Genomic DNA, 17,863 nt, shown 5'->3' on the forward strand with positions numbered 1-17,863 from the left:
CCCTGCGATCAGGGCTGCACCACGGTCAGCGACGCCGGGAGGCTGCGCCCCACCCCGCGCAGGTCGGGACGGTACATGTCCTCCACCAGCGGCGGCGGCACGCGATACGTACCCGGCGTGACCGCACGCACCAGATAGAACACCTTGGCAGTGCTGCCACGCGAGAGTTTCAGCGCGGCCACGTAGCGGTCGTCGCGGAACTCCTCGTGCTTGATGTTGGCCGCATCGCCACGATCGTTGACGCTCAACCCGTCGACCACCACATCGGCCCACTGCTTGGCATCGCCGAGGTTGAAGTTCTCGATCTCCAGCCCGGCCGGCAGCAGATCGGTCAGCAGCGCATCGGGCATGTCCACGTTCGGGGTGACGCTGACCCGCACGATCAGGGCCTCGCCTTCCTTCAGCGGACGCGGCGTCCACGGCTTGCCATCAGTGGTGTACCAGCTGCGCTCCACGCCCAGCGTTCGGCTGTCCGGTTCCGGCGGGTTGCGCGGAATGCCGGCCACTTCCAGGCTGGCGAACATCGGCGGCTCCCCCTGCGGGGTGAAGCGCACACCCTTGGCCAGCGCGGCGTAGTCGAAGCTGCGGCCGAACATGCGCCGTGCCGGGATGCTCTCGCTCTCGCCACCCACCACCAGTTCGCCGGAGACCAGTTTCTTCTGGTTGGCCGACAACGCCTTGCCCATGCGGGCCAGCGCCACCTGCTCCTGGGTGCTCAGCCACATCCAGCCACTGTTGCGGCGGGCATCCAGCGCGCGGCCGAGATCGACCGCGCGTGCATCGTAGGCGGGCTTGGACAACTTGCGCTCGTGCAGCAGCGCGATCATCAGCGCGTCGTCGCGCACCGCGCTGCCGTAATCGCCGAAGTACGCCGGCCGGTCACTGCCTGTCTTGGCGAAGCCGGCGGCAATGGCCGCATCGCCGCGCTTGTGATCGCCCTGCAGGGACAGTGCGATGCCCAGGTGCACCAGCGACAGGCCGGTCAGCGACTTGCTGCGCTCGTTGTCGTACAGCGCACGCAGGGTACCCAGTGGCGCGCGGTTGACGCGCGCCAGCACGTAGCCCGAATAGGCCTGGTTGGCGAACTTCAGGTTCTCGCGGCGGTCCTCGCCATAGAACTGGTTGCCGCCGGAGAGCAGATCTTCGCTCAGACGGTTCAGCGCCTTCTGCAGCACGTTGTCCGGTACCGCGAAGCCGGCGTCCTTGGCGTCGAGCAGGAACTCGGCGATGTACGGCGTCAGCCACGGATTGATGTAGCCGTCGTCGCCCCACATCGAGAAGTTGCCGTTGGCCACCTGCATCGAGGCCAGGCGGCCGAAGGCACCTTCCATGCGCTCGCGGCGGGTCTTGGCATCCAGCCCGTCCGCACCGAGCATGGCCGAGGTCGCCTCATCCAGCATCAGCGCGGCGTAGCCCTTGCTGGTGGTCTGCTCGGCGCAGCCATACGGATAGTTGAGTGCACCGTTCAAGGCACTGGCGAACGGAATCGGCGGCAGCGCGCTGACCAGCATGCGTGCGGTCACCGAGTCGTTCATCAGGCCATCGGCCAGGCCGGCTTCCATCGTGACGGCGGCCAGCGGATCCAGCGTGCGGGTCTGCGCGCGCAGCACCTGCGGCCACGCCGCGCGCACCGGCAGGTCATAGCGGCGATCAACCTTGAAGCCGTTGCCATCCACGCGCACGCGCACCTTGGCCACGGTATAGCCCTCGCGCGCGGTCAGCGGGAAGCTCAGCGTGCTCTTCGCATCGGCGTTGAGCTTGAGCGTGCGGCTGGACTCGCCCAGAGTCAGCGGGCCGATGCCATCCACCTGCACCTTGAACTCGCCCGGCGTGCCGGTGAAGTTCTGCACGTCCAGGGTGACTGTACTGGTATCCCCGGGCGCCATCACGCGCGGCATGCTGGCTTCGGCCAGGATCGGCGCGCGCACCACGGTTTCCACGTCGCGCTTGCCGTACTGGTCGTCGGCATAGACCAATGCCGACACGCGCAGCGTGCCGTTGAAATCCGGCACCTTCAGCGCGATCCGCGCGATGCCCTTGGCATCGAGCTTCACCGGGCCGGAGAACAGGTCCACGGTCTGCACGCGCGCGGTCGGGCGCTTGGCCTGCGGCATCGCCGCCAGTGCCATGTCGCCACCGAACTTCAGCTTGCCGCTGCTGCCGTCGAAGCTCTCGATCACGCGGCTGTAGATGTCATACGCATCCACACCCAGGCGACGCTGCGCGAAGAAGTGGCCAGCGGCATCGGGCACCGGGAAGCGGGTGATATTGAGGATGCCCACATCCACGGCCGAGACGGTCACATGCGCGACCTTGCCGGCCAGCTGCGGGGCACTCACGGTGACCGGCAGCGTCTGCTCCGGGCGCATCTGCTTGGGCGCCACCAGGCCGACCGCGATCTGCCGCGCCTTGCGGTCCATCGGCACATGCACCACGCCGACCGCACGGGCCGGGGTGATCTTGCTCGGGGCACTGCCGCCACGGAACACCAGCGCGGTGATGTAGACGTCGTGACGTTCCCATTCGGCGGTGACCGGAATGTCGTAGGTGCTGCCCGGCTTGGCGTCGATATCCTGGACGTAGAGCATCTTGTCGCTCTCGACCATCAGCACACCCTTGCCGGCATGCGGCGGGGTCACGGTGACGCGCACCGTGTCGCCGGCCTTGTAGCCGGTCTTGTCCAATGCCAGCTTGACCTTGTCCGGGCGCGCATCCAGGCCGCGGTTGTCGTCGTTCCAGCTCCAGCCGGCGTTGAACGGATAGCGGCTGGTCAGCCCGGTGGCCGGATCGAACACGTCCAGCCGGTACTCGCCCCACTCCACCGGGACATCAACGCCGACCGCCGCACTGCCGGCATCGACGGTGCGGGTGTCCTTGTTCTCGAAGCGGCGGGTGAAGTCGTAATCCCAGCGGTTGTCGTTGAAGGTCCAGTGGTAATCGCGCAGCTCGCGCACCAGCGTGACCTTCAGGCCCTTGGCCGGCTGCGGCTTGCCCGCCGCGTCCACGCGCATCAGTTCGAAGCGCGCGTTGCTGTTGGCATCCGCGCCGTCCTTGGGATCGAACAGCGGGCGCACACCGACCAGCGCCGCGGCCGGCCACATCACCCGCTTCAGCGTGCGGGTCACGGTGCGGCCACCGGTTTCATACACGCTGCCGGAGAGCACCACGGCGATCGGTGCGGTTGGCTTGACCTCGGCCGGCAACTCCACGTCCTGGCGAAGTTTGCCGTCGGCCGGGAACTCGGTATCGATGACGTCGCGCGCCTCGCGCGGCAGTGCGGTGGTCGGGTCGCCGAAGAAGTAGCCCGGCAGCGACTCGACCGGCGACTGCTCAGCCGCTACGGCCAATCGCGCGGTGAAGCGGTTGCCGTCGGCCGGCGCACCGTACAGATACGCCGCATCGGCCTGCAGCTTGAGCGGCTCGCCCGGCTTGAGCGTCTTCTGCGCGCTGTCCAGGTCCAGCTTCATGCGCTCGGGCAGGAACTCCTCGATGCGCAGGGTCATGCCCTGGATCGCTTCTTTGCTGGCCGGGTTGGTGCGGAACTCCACCTGCCAGCGCCCGGTCGGGGCCTCGGCCGGGATCAGCTGCTCGAAGCTGAAGTAGCCCTGCTCGCCGGGGGTCAGGCGGGTCTCGCGGAAGGTCTTGCCGTCCGGCTGCTTCAGGCGCAGGAAGACGGGCTGTGGCTTCACCGGCTTGCCGTCGTTGTCGCGCAGCAGGGCCGAGATGCGCACGGTCTCGCCGGGGCGGTACAGGTCGCGACCCGACCAGGTGAACACGTCGAACCAGGCGTTGTCGCGGCCGGCCACGGCGAACTCGCTCAGGTCCAGCGCGGGCTGGTTGAACGGCAGCATCGAGGTATCGCCGCCACTGCTGGCGATCAGCACATGGCTGGCATCGAGGGTGTAATTGAGCAGCGCATTGCCGTTGCCATCGGTCGCCCCCTTGAGCACCACCTCACCCTTGCCATCCAGGATGCGCAGCTCGATCTTCTTCAGCGACGCCCCGCTCTGCAGCGAGGCGGTGTGCACGAACAGCGTGTCCTTGTAGGCACGCGTGTGCAGGCCGATGTCGCTGACGGTGAAGAAGGCAGTGTCGTACTCGCCTTCGAACGAGCCGCTGCGTTTCATCACCGCGAAATACAGACCGGGCTGCTGCAGCTCCTTGATGTCCTGCGTGGGCAGGTAGGTGAGCACGCGCTCGTTCTGCTTGCCGCCGATCACGAAGCGGTTGACGTACACCGGCTCGGCCAGCTGCGACATCGGCGTCTTGTCGCCGTACTCGCTCTCCAGCTCCCAGCTGCCGCGGCGGCCACCGCGCTGGTACTGGCTGAAGAAGGCAGGCAGTTCCTTCTCGCGCACGCGCAGGAACTCCACGTCCACTTCCGGCACGTTGACCGACACCACCGGCAGGCCACGGCTGTCCTTGGCCGGCAGCACGCTGCCCTGGGAGGCGAACCCGGCCACCGGCTTGAGCTCGCCGGTGAAGACCTTCTGGCGCAGCTCCTTGCCGATCCGGCTGCCATCGGCGGCGAGCAGGTCGGGCGAGACGATCAGCGAATATTCCTTGGCCGCCTCCACGAACGGATAGCGCAGGGTCTTGCCGTCATCGGACAGCGACCAGCTGCTGTCCTCGGTGCCGACCTTCTCGGCAAAGCGGACCAGCGCGTCGAAATCCTGGGTGCCGACCAGCGGGCGCGAGAACTCCAGCGCCAGCGACAGGCCATCGCTCTTCTGATCCGGGTAGGCCCGGACCAGGGTGAACTCGGTGACGGCCTCGGCCTTGGCCGCGATCGGTGCGCCGGATGGGGCGGGCAGCTGGCCGCTGTCGTTGCGCTTGCAGCCCCCGACGCCGATGGCCAGGCCGGCGACCAGCGCCAGGCCCGCGATTCCCTTCCAGCTCCACTGCCCGAACCGACTGCGGCTAGCCATGACGTCACTCCTTGAACAAGGCGGCCAGTATACGGGCCGTCCCCGCTCGTTCGCGGGCGACCCCGGGCGATCCGGGCGTCATGGGTGGCCGGCAGGGCCACCGCCAAGGACAGCCGACCAACGGTCGGCTCTACCCGGCGACGTAGAGGTCCACGTACTCGTGCACCGGCATCGCTTCCAGCGCGACCGGGTCCAGCGAGGCCTCGAGGATCCGGCGCTGCTGCACGGTCGGGAACACCCCGGCCAGGTGACGGCGGAACTTGTCCTCCAGCAGCGGGATGCCCTCGGCCCGGCGCCGGGCGTGGCCCAGCGGGTACTCCACCACGGCCTCCATCGTGCTGCCATCGGCGAAGGTCACGTGCAGTGCGTTGGCGATGCTGCGCTTGTCCGGGTCCAGGTAGTCGGCCGTGAACTGCGGCGCTTCCACGCAGGTGATCTTCGCCCGCAGCGGATCGATGCGCGGATCGGCCGCCACGTCATCCTCGTAGTCCTCGGCAACCAGCCGGCCGAAGATCAGGCCGATCGCCACCATGTACTGCACGCAGTGGTCACGGTCGGCCGGGTTATGCAGCGGACCGGGTTTGTCGATGATGCGCAGGCAGGCCTGCTGGGTGCGCAGGGTGATCTGCGCGATGTCTTCGCTGCGTCTGCCGCTGGCGCGCATCTGCGCATGCACCTGCATCGCCGCTTCGACCGCGGTCTGGCCATGGAACTCGGCCGGATAGCTGATCTTGAACAGCACGTTCTCCATCACGTAGCTGCCGTACGGCCGCTGGAAGCGGAACGGCTGCCCGCCGAAGGAGACATCGTAGAAGCCCCAGGTCGGCGCGGTCAGCGCGCTTGGATAGCCCATCTCACCGGCCGCGGCCATCAGCGACAGGCGCACCGCACGGCTGGTGGCATCGCCCGCTGCCCAGCTCTTGCGCGAGCCGGTGTTGGGCGCGTGCCGGTAGGTGCGCAGCGACTGCCCATCCACCCAGGCCAACGACAGGGCATTGAGCATGCGCTCGCGATCCAGGCCAAGCATATAAGACACCACCGCGGTGGAAGCGACCTTGACCAGCACCACGTGGTCCAACCCGACCCGGTTGAAGGCATTCTCCAGCGCCAGGCAGCCCTGGATTTCATGCGCCTTGACCATCGCCTCCAGCACATCGCGCATGGTCAGCGGTGCCCGCCGCAGCGCCTCGGCATTGCGGCTGAGCCAATCGGCGGTGGCGAGGATGCCACCGAGATTATCGGACGGATGCCCCCACTCCGCCGCCAGCCAGGTGTCGTTGAAATCCAGCCAGCGGATCATCGCGCCGATGTTGAACGCGCCCTGCACCGGATCAAGCTCGAACCGGGTGCCGGGCACCCGCGCGCCGTTGATCACCTGCATGCCGGGCACCAGCGGCCCGAGCAGCTTGCTGCAGGCCGGGAACGAAAGCGCCGCCAACCCGCAGCCCAGCGTATCGATCAGGCAGTGCCGCGCGGTGGTGTACGCCAGCGGCGAGCTGACCTGGTAATCGCGGACGTAATCGACGATGTCGGTCAGGACCGTGTCCCAAGCGGGGCGCTGGTTGCTGTGGCTGTCATGACCGGACATCGCGATTCTCCTGTTGGGACTTACACAGTGGTGGCAGGCACCCGTACCGCACCGTCCATCAATACGCGGGCACTGCGGCTCATGATGGCCTTGGTGACCGTCCACTGACCGTCAACGAGCGCCGCCTGCGCGCCCACCCGCAACGTGCCGGAGGGATGGCCGAAGCTCACCGATTCACGCTCGCCCCCCCCGGCGGCCAGGTTCACCAGCGTGCCCGGGATGGCGGCGGCGGTGCCGATGGCGACCGCGGCGGTGCCCATCATCGCGTGGTGCAGCTTGCCCATGGACAGCGCGCGCGCGTGCAGATCGATCTCGCCGGCGGCGATCTGCTTGCCGCTGGAGGACACGTAGTCCCGTGCGGGGGCGACGAAGGCGACCTTGGGCGTGTGCTGGCGGGTCGCGGCCTGTTCAATGGTCTCGATCAGCCCCATGCGCACCGCGCCGTGCGCGCGGATCGCTTCGAAACGCGCCAGGGCCGCCTTGTCCTCGTTGATCGCCGGCTGCAGCTCGGTACCGGTGTAGCCCAGGTCGGCCGCGTTGAGGAAGATGGTCGGAATGCCGGCGGTGATCATCGTGACCTGGAAGCTGCCCACGCCCGGCACGTCGAGCGTGTCGACCAGGTTGCCGGTCGGGAACATCGCCCCGCCCTCGCCATCATCGGAGGGATCCAGGAACTCCAGCTGGATCTCCGCGGCCGGGAAGGTCACGCCATCCAGTTCAAAATCGCCGTCCTCCTGCACCTGGCCCTCCACGATCGGCACGTGCGCCAGGATGGTCTTGCCGATGTTGGCCTGCCAGATCCGCACGGTGCACAGGCCGTTGTGCGGAATCCGTGCCGGATCGATCAGTCCGTTGCTGATCGCGAACGGTCCGACCGCGGTGCTGAGGTTGCCGCAGTTGCCGCTCCAGTCGACGAACGCCGTCTCGATCGCCACCTGGCCGTACAGATAATCCACGTCGTGGTCCGGCACCGACGGCGCGGAGAGGATCACGCACTTGCTGGTGCTGGAGGTCGCGCCGCCCATGCCATCGGTGTGCTTGGCATACGGATCAGGCGAGCCGATCACGCGCATCAGCAGCGCATCGCGCGCCGGGCCAGGCACCTGCGCGGCGGCAGGCAGATCGGTCAGCTTGAAGAACACGCCCTTGCTGGTACCACCACGCAGGTAGGTGGCCGGAATGCGGAGCTGGGGAAGAAACGCCATATCGAAGTCCTGATGGAACGACGGCCCGTTGCCGGGCCGTCGTGATGCGGGTGGGATCAGGCGACCTGCGCCGATTCCAGGAAGTCCTGCGCGAACCGCTGCAGCACGCCACCGGCCTCGTAGATCGAGACCTCTTCGGCGGTATCCAGCCGGCAGGTGACCGGCACCCGCAGCTGTTCACCATTGCGGCGATGGATGACCAGGGTCAGCTCGGCACGCGGCACACGCTCGCCGAGCACGTCGAAGGTTTCGGTGCCATCGATGCCCAGGGTCTTGCGGTTGACACCTTCCTTGAACTCCAGCGGCAGCACGCCCATGCCGATCAGATTGGTGCGATGAATGCGCTCGAAGCCTTCGGCGGCGATGGCTTCCACGCCGGCCAGGCGCACGCCCTTGGCGGCCCAGTCACGCGAGCTGCCCTGGCCGTAGTCGGCACCGGCGATGATGATCAGCGGCTGCTTGCGGCCCATGTAGGTTTCGATCGCTTCCCACATGCGGGTGACCTGGCCTTCCGGCTCCACGCGCGCCAGCGAGCCCTGCGTGACCTGGCCATCGACCACGGCCATTTCGTTGATCAGCTTCGGGTTGGCAAACGTCGCACGCTGCGCGGTGAGGTGGTCGCCGCGGTGGGTCGCGTAGGAATTGAAGTCTTCCTCGGGCAGGCCCATCTTCGCCAGGTACTCGCCGGCCGCGCTGCTGGCCATGATCGCGTTGGACGGCGACAGGTGATCGGTGGTGATGTTGTCGCCGAGCACGGCCAGCGGGCGCATGCCGGTCAGGCTGCGGGCACCGGCCAGCGCGCCTTCCCAGTAAGGCGGGCGGCGGATGTAGGTGCTCTGCGGGCGCCAATCGTACAGCGGGCTGATCGGGGCGCCGTGCTCCACCTTGAAGGTGAACATCGGGTCGTAGACCTTGCGGAACTGCTCCGGCTTGACGCTGGCCTTGACCACCGCGTCGATCTCGGCATCGCTTGGCCACAGGTCCTTCAGCGTGATCGGGTTGCCGTCGGCATCATGGCCGAGCGCATCCTTTTCGATATCGAAACGCACCGTACCGGCGATCGCGTACGCGACCACCAGCGGCGGCGAGGCCAGGAAGGCCTGCTTGGCGTAGGGGTGGATGCGGCCGTCGAAGTTGCGGTTGCCCGAGAGCACGGCAGTGGCATACAGGTCGCGATCGATCACTTCCTGCTGGATCTTCGGGTCCAGCGCACCGCTCATGCCGTTGCAGGTGGTGCAGGCAAACGCCACGATGCCAAAGCCCATCTGTTCCAGTTCGGTCAGCAGCCCGGCTTCTTCCAGATACAGCTGCACGGCCTTGGAACCGGGCGCCAGCGAGCTCTTCACCCACGGCTTGCGGGTCAGGCCGGCGCGGTTGGCGTTGCGCGCCAGCAATGCCGCGGAAATCACGTTGCGCGGGTTGCTGGTGTTGGTGCAGCTGGTGATCGCGGCGATGATCACCGCGCCATCGGGCATCAGGCCATCGGCCTGTTCCTGTTTGCCCGAGGCCAGCTTGCCTTCATCGGCGATGCCGCGCGCAGCCAGATCGGTCGTCGCCACACGCTTGTGCGGGTTGGACGGGCCGGCCATGTTGCGCACCACGGCGGACAGGTCGAACTGCAGCACGCGCTCGTACTGTGCGGTGACCAGATCGTCAGCCCACAGGCCGGTGGCCTTGGCGTAGGTTTCCACCAGCGCGACCTGTGCATCCTCGCGGCCGGTCAGGCGCAGGTAGTCCAGGGTCTGCTGGTCGATGTAGAACATCGCCGCGGTGGCGCCGAACTCCGGCGTCATGTTGGAAATGGTGGCGCGGTCGCCGATGGTCAGCGCATTGGCACCCTCCCCGTAGAACTCGATCCACGCGCCGACCACGCGCTCCTTGCGCAGGAACTCGGTCAGCGCCAGCACCACGTCGGTGCAGGTGATGCCCGGCTGCGGCCGGCCGGTCAGCTCCACGCCGATGATGTCGGGCAGGCGCATCCAGGAGGCGCGGCCGAGCATCACGCTCTCCGCTTCCAGGCCACCCACGCCGATCGCGATCACGCCCAGCGCGTCCACATGCGGGGTATGGCTGTCGGTGCCCACGCAGGTATCCGGGAAGGCCACGCCATCGCGCACCTGCACGACCGGCGACATCTTCTCCAGATTGATCTGATGCATGATCCCGTTGCCCGGCGGAATCACGTCGACGTTCTTGAACGCCTTCTTGGTCCAGTTGATGAAGTGGAACCGGTCTTCATTGCGGCGGTCCTCGACGGCGCGGTTCTTCTCGAACGCTGCCTTGTCGAAGCCGGGATATTCCACTGCCAGCGAGTGATCGACGATCAGCTGGGTCGGCACCACTGGATTGATCTGCGCCGGATCACCGCCGGCATCGGCAATGGCATCGCGCAGGCCGGCCAGATCCACCAGGGCGGTCTGGCCGAGAATGTCATGGCAGACCACGCGTGCCGGGAACCACGGAAAATCCAGATCCTGGCGACGCTCGATCAGCTGGCGCAGCGAGGGCTCCAGCGTGGCCGGGTCGCAGCGGCGCACCAGGTTTTCGGCCAGCACGCGCGAGGTGTACGGCAGCGTGGCATAGGCACCGGGCTGGATGGCATCCACGGCGGCACGGGTATCGAAATAGTCCAGCGCGGTGCCGGGGAGGTTCTTGCGGTACTGAGTATTCATGGCTGGCGATAGCTGCTTGTTGGCGGGCCGGGGCGTCGTGACACCGGCGAAGAAGGAGTAGCGACGCCGCAACGGAGCAGACCGGCATCGCGCCGGCCTGTTCCGCAAAGCACCCGCGAACGGGTGCGGTACGTCTGTCTTACTTGCGCTGGTCGATCGGCACGAAGGCCTGGTCTTCCGGGCCGGTGTAGTTCGCGCTCGGGCGGATGATCTTGCCGTCGATGCGCTGCTCGATGATGTGCGCGCTCCAACCGGAGGTACGCGCGATCACGAACAGCGGGGTGAACATGGCCGTCGGCACGCCCATCATGTGGTAGCTGACCGCGCTGAACCAATCCAGGTTCGGGAACATCTTCTTGATGTCCCACATCACCGATTCCAGGCGCTCGGCGATGTCGTACATCTTGACGTTCTGCTGTTCGGCGGACAGATCGCGTGCGACGTCCTTGATGATGCTGTTGCGCGGGTCGCTGACGGTGTAGACCGGGTGGCCGAAACCGATCACGACTTCCTTGCGCTCCACGCGGGCCTTGATGTCGGCCTCGGCATCGTCCGGACTGTCGTAGCGCTTCTGCACTTCGAAGGCCACTTCATTGGCGCCGCCATGCTTGGGACCGCGCAGGGCACCGATACCGCCGGTGATCGCGCTGTACATGTCGCTGCCGGTGCCGGCGATGACGCGGCAGGCGAAGGTCGAGGCGTTGAACTCGTGCTCGGCGTACAGGATCAGCGAGGTGTGCATCGCCTTGACCCATGAATCCTGCGGCTTCTCACCGTGCAGCAGGTGCAGGAAGTGGCCACCGATGGAGTCGTCGTCGGTCTCCACGTCGATCGCACGACCGTTGTGGCTCCAGTGATACCAGTACAGCAGCATCGAGCCCAGGCAGGCCATCAGCTTGTCGGCGATGTCGCGCGCGCCCGGGTGGTTGTGGTCGTCCTTCTCCGGCGACACGCAGCCGAGCACGGAAACGCCAGTGCGCATCACATCCATCGGGTGCGCCGACGGCGGCAGTTCTTCCAGCGCGGCCTTGACCGCGGCGGGAATGCCCCGCAGCGACTTCAGCTTGGTCTTGTAGGCGACCAGTTCGGCGCGGGTCGGCAGTTTGCCGTGAACCAGCAGATGCGCGATTTCCTCGAATTCGCTGGTATTGGCCAGATCGGCGATGTCATACCCGCGGTAATGCAGGTCGTTGCCGCTGCGGCCGACGGTGCACAGCGCGGTATTGCCGGCGGCGGTGCCCGACAGGGCGACGGATTTCTTCGGCTTGAAGCCGGGGGCGGTAGTGGTGTCGCTCATGATCCCTCCAGAAAACAGTGTGCGGTCTTACTTCTTGGCGGCGAACAACGCATCGAGCTGCTGCTCGAAGGCGTGGTAACCGATACGGTCGTAGAGTTCCTCGCGGGTCTGCATCGCCTCCACCACATTACGCTGGTGGCCCTCGCGGCGAATGGTCTCATACACGTTCTCGGCCGCCTTGTTGGCAGCACGGAACGCGGACAGCGGGAACAGCTGGATGGCGACGCCGGCCGAAGCCAGTTCATCGCGGCTGAACAGCGGGGTGGCACCGAACTCGGTGATGTTGGCCAGCACCGGCACCTTCACCGCATCGACGAAGCGGCGGTAGGTATCCAGATCGTAGGCGGCCTCGGCGAAGATGCCGTCGGCACCGGCCTCGACGCAGGCGATGGCCCGTTCGATCGCGGCATCCACACCGTCGACCTGGATGGCATCGGTGCGCGCGATCAGGAAGAAGTCCGGATCGGTCTTGGCATCGGCGGCGGCCTTGACCCGGTCCACCATCTCGCCCTGCGACACGATCTCCTTGCCCGGGCGGTGACCGCAGCGCTTGGCGCCGACCTGGTCTTCGATGTGGCAGGCGGCCGCGCCGGCCTTGATCAGCGACTTGACGGTGCGCGCGATGTTGAACGCGCTCGGGCCGAACCCGGTGTCGATGTCCACCATCAGCGGCAGGTCGCACACGTCGGTGATGCGGCGCACGTCGATCAGCACGTCTTCCAGGGTGTTGATGCCCAGGTCCGGCAGGCCCAGCGAGCCGGCCGCGACGCCGCCGCCGGACAGATAGATTGCCCGGTAGCCGGCGCGCTTGGCCAGCAGCGCGTGGTTGGCGTTGATCGCGCCGATCACCTGCAACGGCGATTCGGCGGCCAGTGCGGCGCGGAAACGGGCGCCAGCGGAGGAAACAGGGGTGCTCATGCGGCATTCCATCGTGGTTGACCTGTCGATAAGCGCAAGGGCCGTGCCAGCTGGCAAGTGTCTGATTTCATTGAGGCAGCGCGATGACCGCAGCGTTTCACCTTGAACCATTGAAACATCTGTAACATGGATGGAACTGAAACATCGAAACACACCCATGTCCATCAGCCAGCCCCGCTCCCGCCTGTCCGATCCGGATGCCGGCCCACTGCCCGTGATCTGGACGGTCAGCGTGTCACGTCTGACCGGCCTGCTCGGCGATGTGATCCCGGAATTCGACCGCCGCGCCCGCATCGTGCCGATCAATCTCGGCTTCGAGGAGGCGGTGGATGTGATCGGCCAACGCCTGCGGCGCGAACACTGCGACGTGGTCATCGCCGGCGGCTCCAATGCCGCCTACCTGCGCAGCCGGCTGGAGGTACCGCTGGTGCCTATCCAGGCCAACGGCTTCGACCTGATGGAAGCGCTGGCACGGGCACGCCGGATCGCCCCGCGGATCGGTCTGGTCACCCATGCCACCGATGTGCCGACCTTCGGCAGCTTCCAGCACAGCTTCGGGCTGGACATCGAGCACCGCCGCTTCGTGACCCGTGAGGATGCGCGCGACTGCATCGCCGATCTGCGTGCCAACGGGATCGAGGTGATCGTCGGCACCGGCATGGCGATCGACCATGCCGAGCAGGTCGGCCTGCCCGGGGTGCTGCTGTACTCGGCGGACTCGGTGCGGCAAGCGTTCGAACATGCCTTGGAGCTGACCCAGACCCTGGCCCGTTCCGGGGCATCGTCACTGCGGCGGCGGGCACCTGCCAAGCGCCGGGAGGCGGACCACGCCCTGCTCGGCGACAGCACGCCGATGCAGCAGGTGCGCGAGCACATTGCGCTGTACGCCCCGTACGACAGCACCGTGCTGGTGACCGGCGCGACCGGCACCGGCAAGGAGCTGGTGGCGCGGCAACTGCATAGCGCCAGTGGCCGCCGGGGTCGTTTCGTCGCGCTGAACTGCGGGGCGATCAGCGAGTCACTGCTGGAAGCCGAGCTGTTCGGTTACACCGAAGGCGCGTTCACCGGCGCACGTCGTGGCGGCCGTGTCGGTCTGGTGGAAGCGGCCGAGGGCGGCACCCTGTTCCTCGATGAAATCGGCGAACTGCCGCTGCCGCTCCAGACCCGGCTGCTGCGAGTCCTGGAAGAGCGCGAAGTGCTGCGCGTGGGCGCCACCGAGCCGACGCCGGTGGACGTACGCGTGGTCGCTGCCACGCTGCAGACGCTGGAATCGCTGGTGGACACACAACGCTTCCGCCGCGATCTGTACTACCGTCTGGCCGCGCTGCGCATCGCGCTGCCCACGCTGGACGAACGGCGCGAGGATGTCCCCGTGCTGGTGAGCCACTTCTTCCGGCAGCTCGCCGGCATGGACGCCCCCTTGTCCGCCGAGGCGATGGCGCGACTGCGCGACTACGCATGGCCGGGCAATGTGCGCGAACTGCGCAACATGGTCGACCGCCTGCGCATCCACTGGCAGCAGCAGCCGGGCACGTTGTCGCTGCCGCAGATGCTGCAGTGGTTGCCGGAGCTGCATGCGGTGCAGCGCCCAGGGGGGCTGCCAGGCCCCGGCGGCCCGGCAGCGCTCACCGCTGCCTCGCCGGCGCGACCGGATGCGGCCGCGCTGCAGCAGTTGCTGGCCGACTGCGGCGGCAACCGCGAGCAGGCCTGCGCGCAGTTGGGGGTCTCGCGGACGACGCTGTGGCGTTGGCTGCGCGAGGCAACGCCTGCCTAGATCAGGGGAACAGCATCCGCTTGCTCCACTGCCCGTCCGCGCCGATCTCATAGCACCAACGCTCATGCAGGCGGAACTGCGCGCCGTACCAGAACTCGATCCGCTGCGGCACCACGCGCAGCCCGCTCCACCCTTCCGGGCGAGGCACGTCGCGGCCGTCGAAGCTGGCTTCGGTGGCGGCCACGCGCGCATCGAATTCCTCGCGCGAGGTCAGCGTCCTGGACTGCAGCGACGCCCACGCACCGATCTGGCTCATGCGCGGCCGCGAGGCGAAATACGCATCGGCCTCGGCATCGCTGACCTGCTCCACGCGGCCTTCGATACGCACCTGGATGCCGGCCTCGCGCAGACTGCGCCACAGCAACAGCAGCGCCGCCTGCGGATTGGCCTGCAGCTCACGGCCCTTGTGACTGTCCAGGTGGGTGTAGAACACGAAGCCGCGCTCATCGAACGCCTTCAACAACACCGTCCGCGCGGAGGGCTGGCCGTTCTGGTCGGCCGTGGCGACGGTCATCGCATTGGGTTCAACTTCGCGGCTGGCCTTGGCTTCCTCGAACAGCCCGGCAAAGGTGGATAGCGCTTCGGCATACAGATCGGTCATGGCGGTTTTCTTGTCACGCGGTTTGGGTTTATTGTCGCTGCATGCCTGCACCTGCGTACATGCCCCCGACGAAAGGTTTTCCGGATGCACTGGTCGCGCAGGCGCTGGACGACGCGCTGGGCTGCGGCGCGGCGGTTCCAGTATTGGCGATCAGCGGCCTGCAGGGGAGTGGCAAATCGACGCTGGCGGCCCAGGTGGTCGCATTGGCGGCATCGCGCGGCCTGCGCGCGGCCATGCTCTCCATCGACGATGTGTACCTCACCCGTGCCCAACGCCAACGTCTGGCACGGCAGGTGCATCCGCTGCTGCTGACCCGCGGTCCGCCGGGCACCCACGACCTGGCCTTGGCCCATGCCACGTTGGACGCCGTTGCGGCCGGCGGCCCGGTCGCCCTGCCCCGCTTCGACAAACTCGCCGATGAGCGGCAAGCGGAAAAGGACTGGCCGCGCGTCGACGGCCCGCTCGACCTGCTGGTGTTCGAAGGCTGGTTCCTCGGGACCCCGGCGCAGGACGAGACCGATCTGGACCCACCGCTCAACGCACTCGAGCGCGAGGCCGACGCGGACGGCCGCTGGCGGCGCTGGTGCAACCACGCCCTCGCCACCGACTACCCCGCGCTGTGGCAGCGCTGCGACCGGCTATGGTTCCTGCAGCCGCCGGATTTCTCGGTGATCCCGCGCTGGCGCTGGCAGCAGGAGCAGAACCTGCAGGCGGCCCAGCCCGACCGAAGCAGCATGAGCCGCGCCCAGCTGGAGCGCTTCGTCCAGTATTACGAACGGGTCAGCCGGCAGGCACTGCGTACCTTGCCCGCGTTGGCAGACACCGTGATTGCGCTGGACGAACAGCGCCGGGTCATTCCGACGCGCTGACCACGGCCACCGGTAGGTGCGCGGAGATCAACCGACCAGGAAGGTCACCCGCAGGTTCACCCGCCACTCGGTGATGTTGCCCTCGCCATCGGTCACCACCTTGGTTTCATTGATCCAGGCGCCCTGGATGCCTTTGACCGTTTCGGACACCTTCTTCAGGCCACTGCGTACGGCGTCTTCCACGCTGGTTTTGGAGGACGCGTTGATCTCGATGATTTTGGCGACGGACATGGGGCGCTCCGGTAGCGCGCGGGACAGTCCGCGCCGGCCCACCATGGGGGCCGGCGCGTAAAGGCGATGGCACGGAGATGTTAGGATCGAGGGTAATGAACCCCGCTCCGAACCTCATCCTGATTGGCCCGATGGGCGCCGGCAAAACCTGCATCGGGCGCCGGCTGGCCGAGCGCTTCACGCTGGACTTCGTGGATGCCGACCAGGCCATCGTGGACAGCACCGGGGCCAGCATTCCGGCGATCTTCGAGCACTCCGGGGAGGCCGGCTTCCGCCAGCACGAGCGGCAGGTCCTGCACGCCCTGCTGGACGGCCACGGTCAACTGATCTCCACCGGCGGTGGCGCGGTGCTGGATCCGGTCAACCGCGCGGCGATCGCCCGCCGTGGTTTCGTGGTCTACCTGCGTGTCAGCGTGCCGGCCCAGCTGGAGCGGCTGGCCCGTGACCGCGGCCGCCCATTGCTGCAGCGCCCGGACCGCGAACAGGTACTGCACGACATGGCCGCCGCCCGTGACCCGCTGTACCAGGGCCTGGCCGACCTCACCCTGGATACCGATCTCTACACGCCCGCCGAGGCCACCGCGCAGTTGGTGCTGCGCCTGGCCGCGCAGTGGCAGCGACAGGAAACACCCGAATGACCCCCTCCCCGCGCACCGTTGCCGTCAGCGGCGACACCCCCTACACCATCCACATCGGCCCGGGCCTGCTCGGCCAGGGCGAGCTGCTGGCCCGCCATGTGCGCGGCCGCCATGTGCTGCTGCTCAGCGATTCCTCGGTGGCGCCGCTGTATCTGGCCGGGGTGACATCGGCGCTGCTCGCCGCGCGCCCGGACCTGCTGATCGGTGAGCTGGTGCTGCCGGCCGGCGAAGCCTCCAAGACCCTGGCCCACTTCGGCGATGCGATCACCGCACTGGCCGCCCTCGGCGCCACCCGCGATGCCTGCGTGATGGCGCTCGGTGGCGGCGTCGCCGGCGATCTGGCCGGCTTCGCGGCCGCCTGCTGGATGCGCGGTGTCGACTGCGTGCAGTTGCCGACCTCGCTGCTGGCGATGGTCGATTCCTCGGTCGGCGGCAAGACCGCGGTGGACATCCCCGAAGGCAAGAACCTGGTCGGCGCCTTCCACCCGCCGCGCGCCGTCATCGCCGATACCGCCGCCCTGCGTACCCTGCCCCCGCGCGAGCTGCGGGCCGGTCTGGCCGAGGTGATCAAGTACGGTGCGATCCGCGACCCGCTGTTCTTCCAGTGGCTGCAGGCCGAACATGCCGCGCTGCTGGCCGGCGATGACACCGCGCTGGCCCAGGCCATCGCGCGCAGCTGCGAGCACAAGGCCGAGATCGTGGCGCGCGATCCGCTGGAAAAAGGCGAGCGCGCCCTGCTCAACCTCGGCCACACCTTCGGCCACGCGATCGAAACCGAACAGGGCTACGGCGCACCCGGCAACGACAACCTCAACCACGGCGAAGCCGTCGCGGTCGGCATGGTCCTGGCCGCGCGCCTGTCGGCCCAGCTGGGCATGAGCGGGGACGCTGATACCGACCAGCTGCGCGACCTGCTGCTGCGCTACGAACTGCCGGTGGCCATTCCTGCCGGCCTGCAGCCCGAGGCGCTGCTGGCCCGGATGCGGCTGGACAAGAAGAACGTCGCCGGACGGCTGCGCCTGGTGCTGTGGCGCGGCATCGGCCGGGCCGAAGTGGTCGCCGATGTCGACGAGGCCGACGTGCTGCGCGTGCTCGCCGCCGGCTGAGCCTGCGACGTTACGCCGCACCTGCCCGTCGCTGAC

12 protein-coding genes are annotated in these 17,863 nt (G+C 67.6%); 4 read left to right on the top strand and 8 right to left on the bottom strand.

Annotated elements, in window-relative coordinates; all coding sequences use genetic code 11:
• Window positions 1-8 precede the first annotated feature (8 nt).
• From BCL79_RS06495 to prpB, 6 genes are all read right to left on the bottom strand, one after another.
• Entirely contained in the window at window positions 9-4,928 is a 4,920-nt protein-coding gene (locus BCL79_RS06495; RefSeq protein ID WP_121038887.1) for an alpha-2-macroglobulin family protein, read from the bottom strand.
• Window positions 4,929-5,058: 130 nt separating this feature from the next.
• Window positions 5,059-6,516 carry a bifunctional 2-methylcitrate dehydratase/aconitate hydratase gene (locus BCL79_RS06500; RefSeq protein ID WP_121038890.1) on the bottom strand — a complete coding sequence of 486 codons (1,458 nt, stop codon included), beginning with the start codon at window positions 6,514-6,516 and terminating at the stop codon, window positions 5,059-5,061.
• Between the two features lie 20 nt (window positions 6,517-6,536).
• Window positions 6,537-7,721, bottom strand: coding sequence for a 2-methylaconitate cis-trans isomerase PrpF (gene prpF / locus BCL79_RS06505; RefSeq protein WP_121038893.1), 1,185 nt, complete (start codon window positions 7,719-7,721; stop codon window positions 6,537-6,539).
• Between the two features lie 56 nt (window positions 7,722-7,777).
• Entirely contained in the window at window positions 7,778-10,393 is a 2,616-nt protein-coding gene (acnD, locus tag BCL79_RS06510) for a Fe/S-dependent 2-methylisocitrate dehydratase AcnD (protein WP_121038896.1), read from the bottom strand.
• Window positions 10,394-10,532: 139 nt separating this feature from the next.
• Window positions 10,533-11,690 carry a bifunctional 2-methylcitrate synthase/citrate synthase gene (gene prpC / locus BCL79_RS06515; RefSeq protein WP_088432970.1) on the bottom strand — a complete coding sequence of 386 codons (1,158 nt, stop codon included), beginning with the start codon at window positions 11,688-11,690 and terminating at the stop codon, window positions 10,533-10,535.
• Window positions 11,691-11,717: 27 nt separating this feature from the next.
• On the bottom strand, window positions 11,718-12,608 hold the full coding sequence (gene prpB, locus BCL79_RS06520) for a methylisocitrate lyase (RefSeq protein WP_070425708.1): 891 nt from the start codon (window positions 12,606-12,608) through the stop codon (window positions 11,718-11,720).
• Window positions 12,609-12,771: 163 nt separating this feature from the next.
• On the opposite strand from prpB, the gene prpR reads away from it, so the two are divergent.
• Complete coding sequence (gene prpR / locus BCL79_RS06525; RefSeq protein ID WP_428999446.1) at window positions 12,772-14,382, top strand: propionate catabolism operon regulatory protein PrpR; 1,611 nt, start codon at window positions 12,772-12,774, stop codon at window positions 14,380-14,382.
• Window position 14,383: 1 nt separating this feature from the next.
• On the opposite strand, the gene pdxH is transcribed toward prpR, so the two are convergent.
• Window positions 14,384-14,983: a pyridoxamine 5'-phosphate oxidase gene (gene pdxH, locus BCL79_RS06530; RefSeq protein ID WP_121038902.1), complete on the bottom strand. Its 600-nt coding sequence runs from the start codon at window positions 14,981-14,983 to the stop codon at window positions 14,384-14,386.
• A gap of 41 nt (window positions 14,984-15,024) precedes the next feature.
• Between pdxH and BCL79_RS06535 the strand changes: the two genes are divergently transcribed.
• Window positions 15,025-15,852: a kinase gene (locus BCL79_RS06535; protein ID WP_121038905.1), complete on the top strand. Its 828-nt coding sequence runs from the start codon at window positions 15,025-15,027 to the stop codon at window positions 15,850-15,852.
• A 27-nt stretch (window positions 15,853-15,879) separates the two neighbouring features.
• Here BCL79_RS06535 and BCL79_RS06540 read toward each other — a convergent pair whose 3' ends face one another.
• Complete coding sequence (locus tag BCL79_RS06540; protein WP_121038908.1) at window positions 15,880-16,083, bottom strand: dodecin family protein; 204 nt, start codon at window positions 16,081-16,083, stop codon at window positions 15,880-15,882.
• 95 nt (window positions 16,084-16,178) lie between these two features.
• Between BCL79_RS06540 and BCL79_RS06545 the strand changes: the two genes are divergently transcribed.
• A complete protein-coding gene (locus tag BCL79_RS06545) occupies window positions 16,179-16,721 on the top strand; it encodes a shikimate kinase (protein WP_121038911.1) in 543 nt (180 codons plus the stop codon).
• Window positions 16,718-17,827 carry a 3-dehydroquinate synthase gene (aroB, locus tag BCL79_RS06550; protein WP_121038914.1) on the top strand — a complete coding sequence of 370 codons (1,110 nt, stop codon included), beginning with the start codon at window positions 16,718-16,720 and terminating at the stop codon, window positions 17,825-17,827. The genes BCL79_RS06545 and aroB overlap by 4 nt, the downstream gene beginning before the upstream one ends.
• Window positions 17,828-17,863 lie beyond the last annotated feature (36 nt).

This window comes from Stenotrophomonas rhizophila, assembly GCF_003651185.1.
Lineage (GTDB): Bacteria > Pseudomonadota > Gammaproteobacteria > Xanthomonadales > Xanthomonadaceae > Stenotrophomonas > Stenotrophomonas maltophilia_Z.

Excerpts from the sequence above, each read along its gene's own strand:
- BCL79_RS06500 (WP_121038890.1), bottom strand. The coding sequence starts at position 6,516 with ATGTCCGGTCATGACAGCCACAGCAACCAGCGCCCCGCTTGGGACACG.
- BCL79_RS06495 (WP_121038887.1), bottom strand. The coding sequence starts at position 4,928 with ATGGCTAGCCGCAGTCGGTTCGGGCAGTGGAGCTGGAAGGGAATCGCG.
- BCL79_RS06545 (WP_121038911.1), top strand. The coding sequence starts at position 16,179 with ATGAACCCCGCTCCGAACCTCATCCTGATTGGCCCGATGGGCGCCGGC.
- prpC (WP_088432970.1), bottom strand. The coding sequence starts at position 11,690 with ATGAGCGACACCACTACCGCCCCCGGCTTCAAGCCGAAGAAATCCGTC.
- BCL79_RS06540 (WP_121038908.1), bottom strand. The coding sequence starts at position 16,083 with ATGTCCGTCGCCAAAATCATCGAGATCAACGCGTCCTCCAAAACCAGC.
- aroB (WP_121038914.1), top strand. The coding sequence starts at position 16,718 with ATGACCCCCTCCCCGCGCACCGTTGCCGTCAGCGGCGACACCCCCTAC.
- prpF (WP_121038893.1), bottom strand. The coding sequence starts at position 7,721 with ATGGCGTTTCTTCCCCAGCTCCGCATTCCGGCCACCTACCTGCGTGGT.
- acnD (WP_121038896.1), bottom strand. The coding sequence starts at position 10,393 with ATGAATACTCAGTACCGCAAGAACCTCCCCGGCACCGCGCTGGACTAT.
- BCL79_RS06535 (WP_121038905.1), top strand. The coding sequence starts at position 15,025 with ATGCCTGCACCTGCGTACATGCCCCCGACGAAAGGTTTTCCGGATGCA.
- prpB (WP_070425708.1), bottom strand. The coding sequence starts at position 12,608 with ATGAGCACCCCTGTTTCCTCCGCTGGCGCCCGTTTCCGCGCCGCACTG.
- pdxH (WP_121038902.1), bottom strand. The coding sequence starts at position 14,983 with ATGACCGATCTGTATGCCGAAGCGCTATCCACCTTTGCCGGGCTGTTC.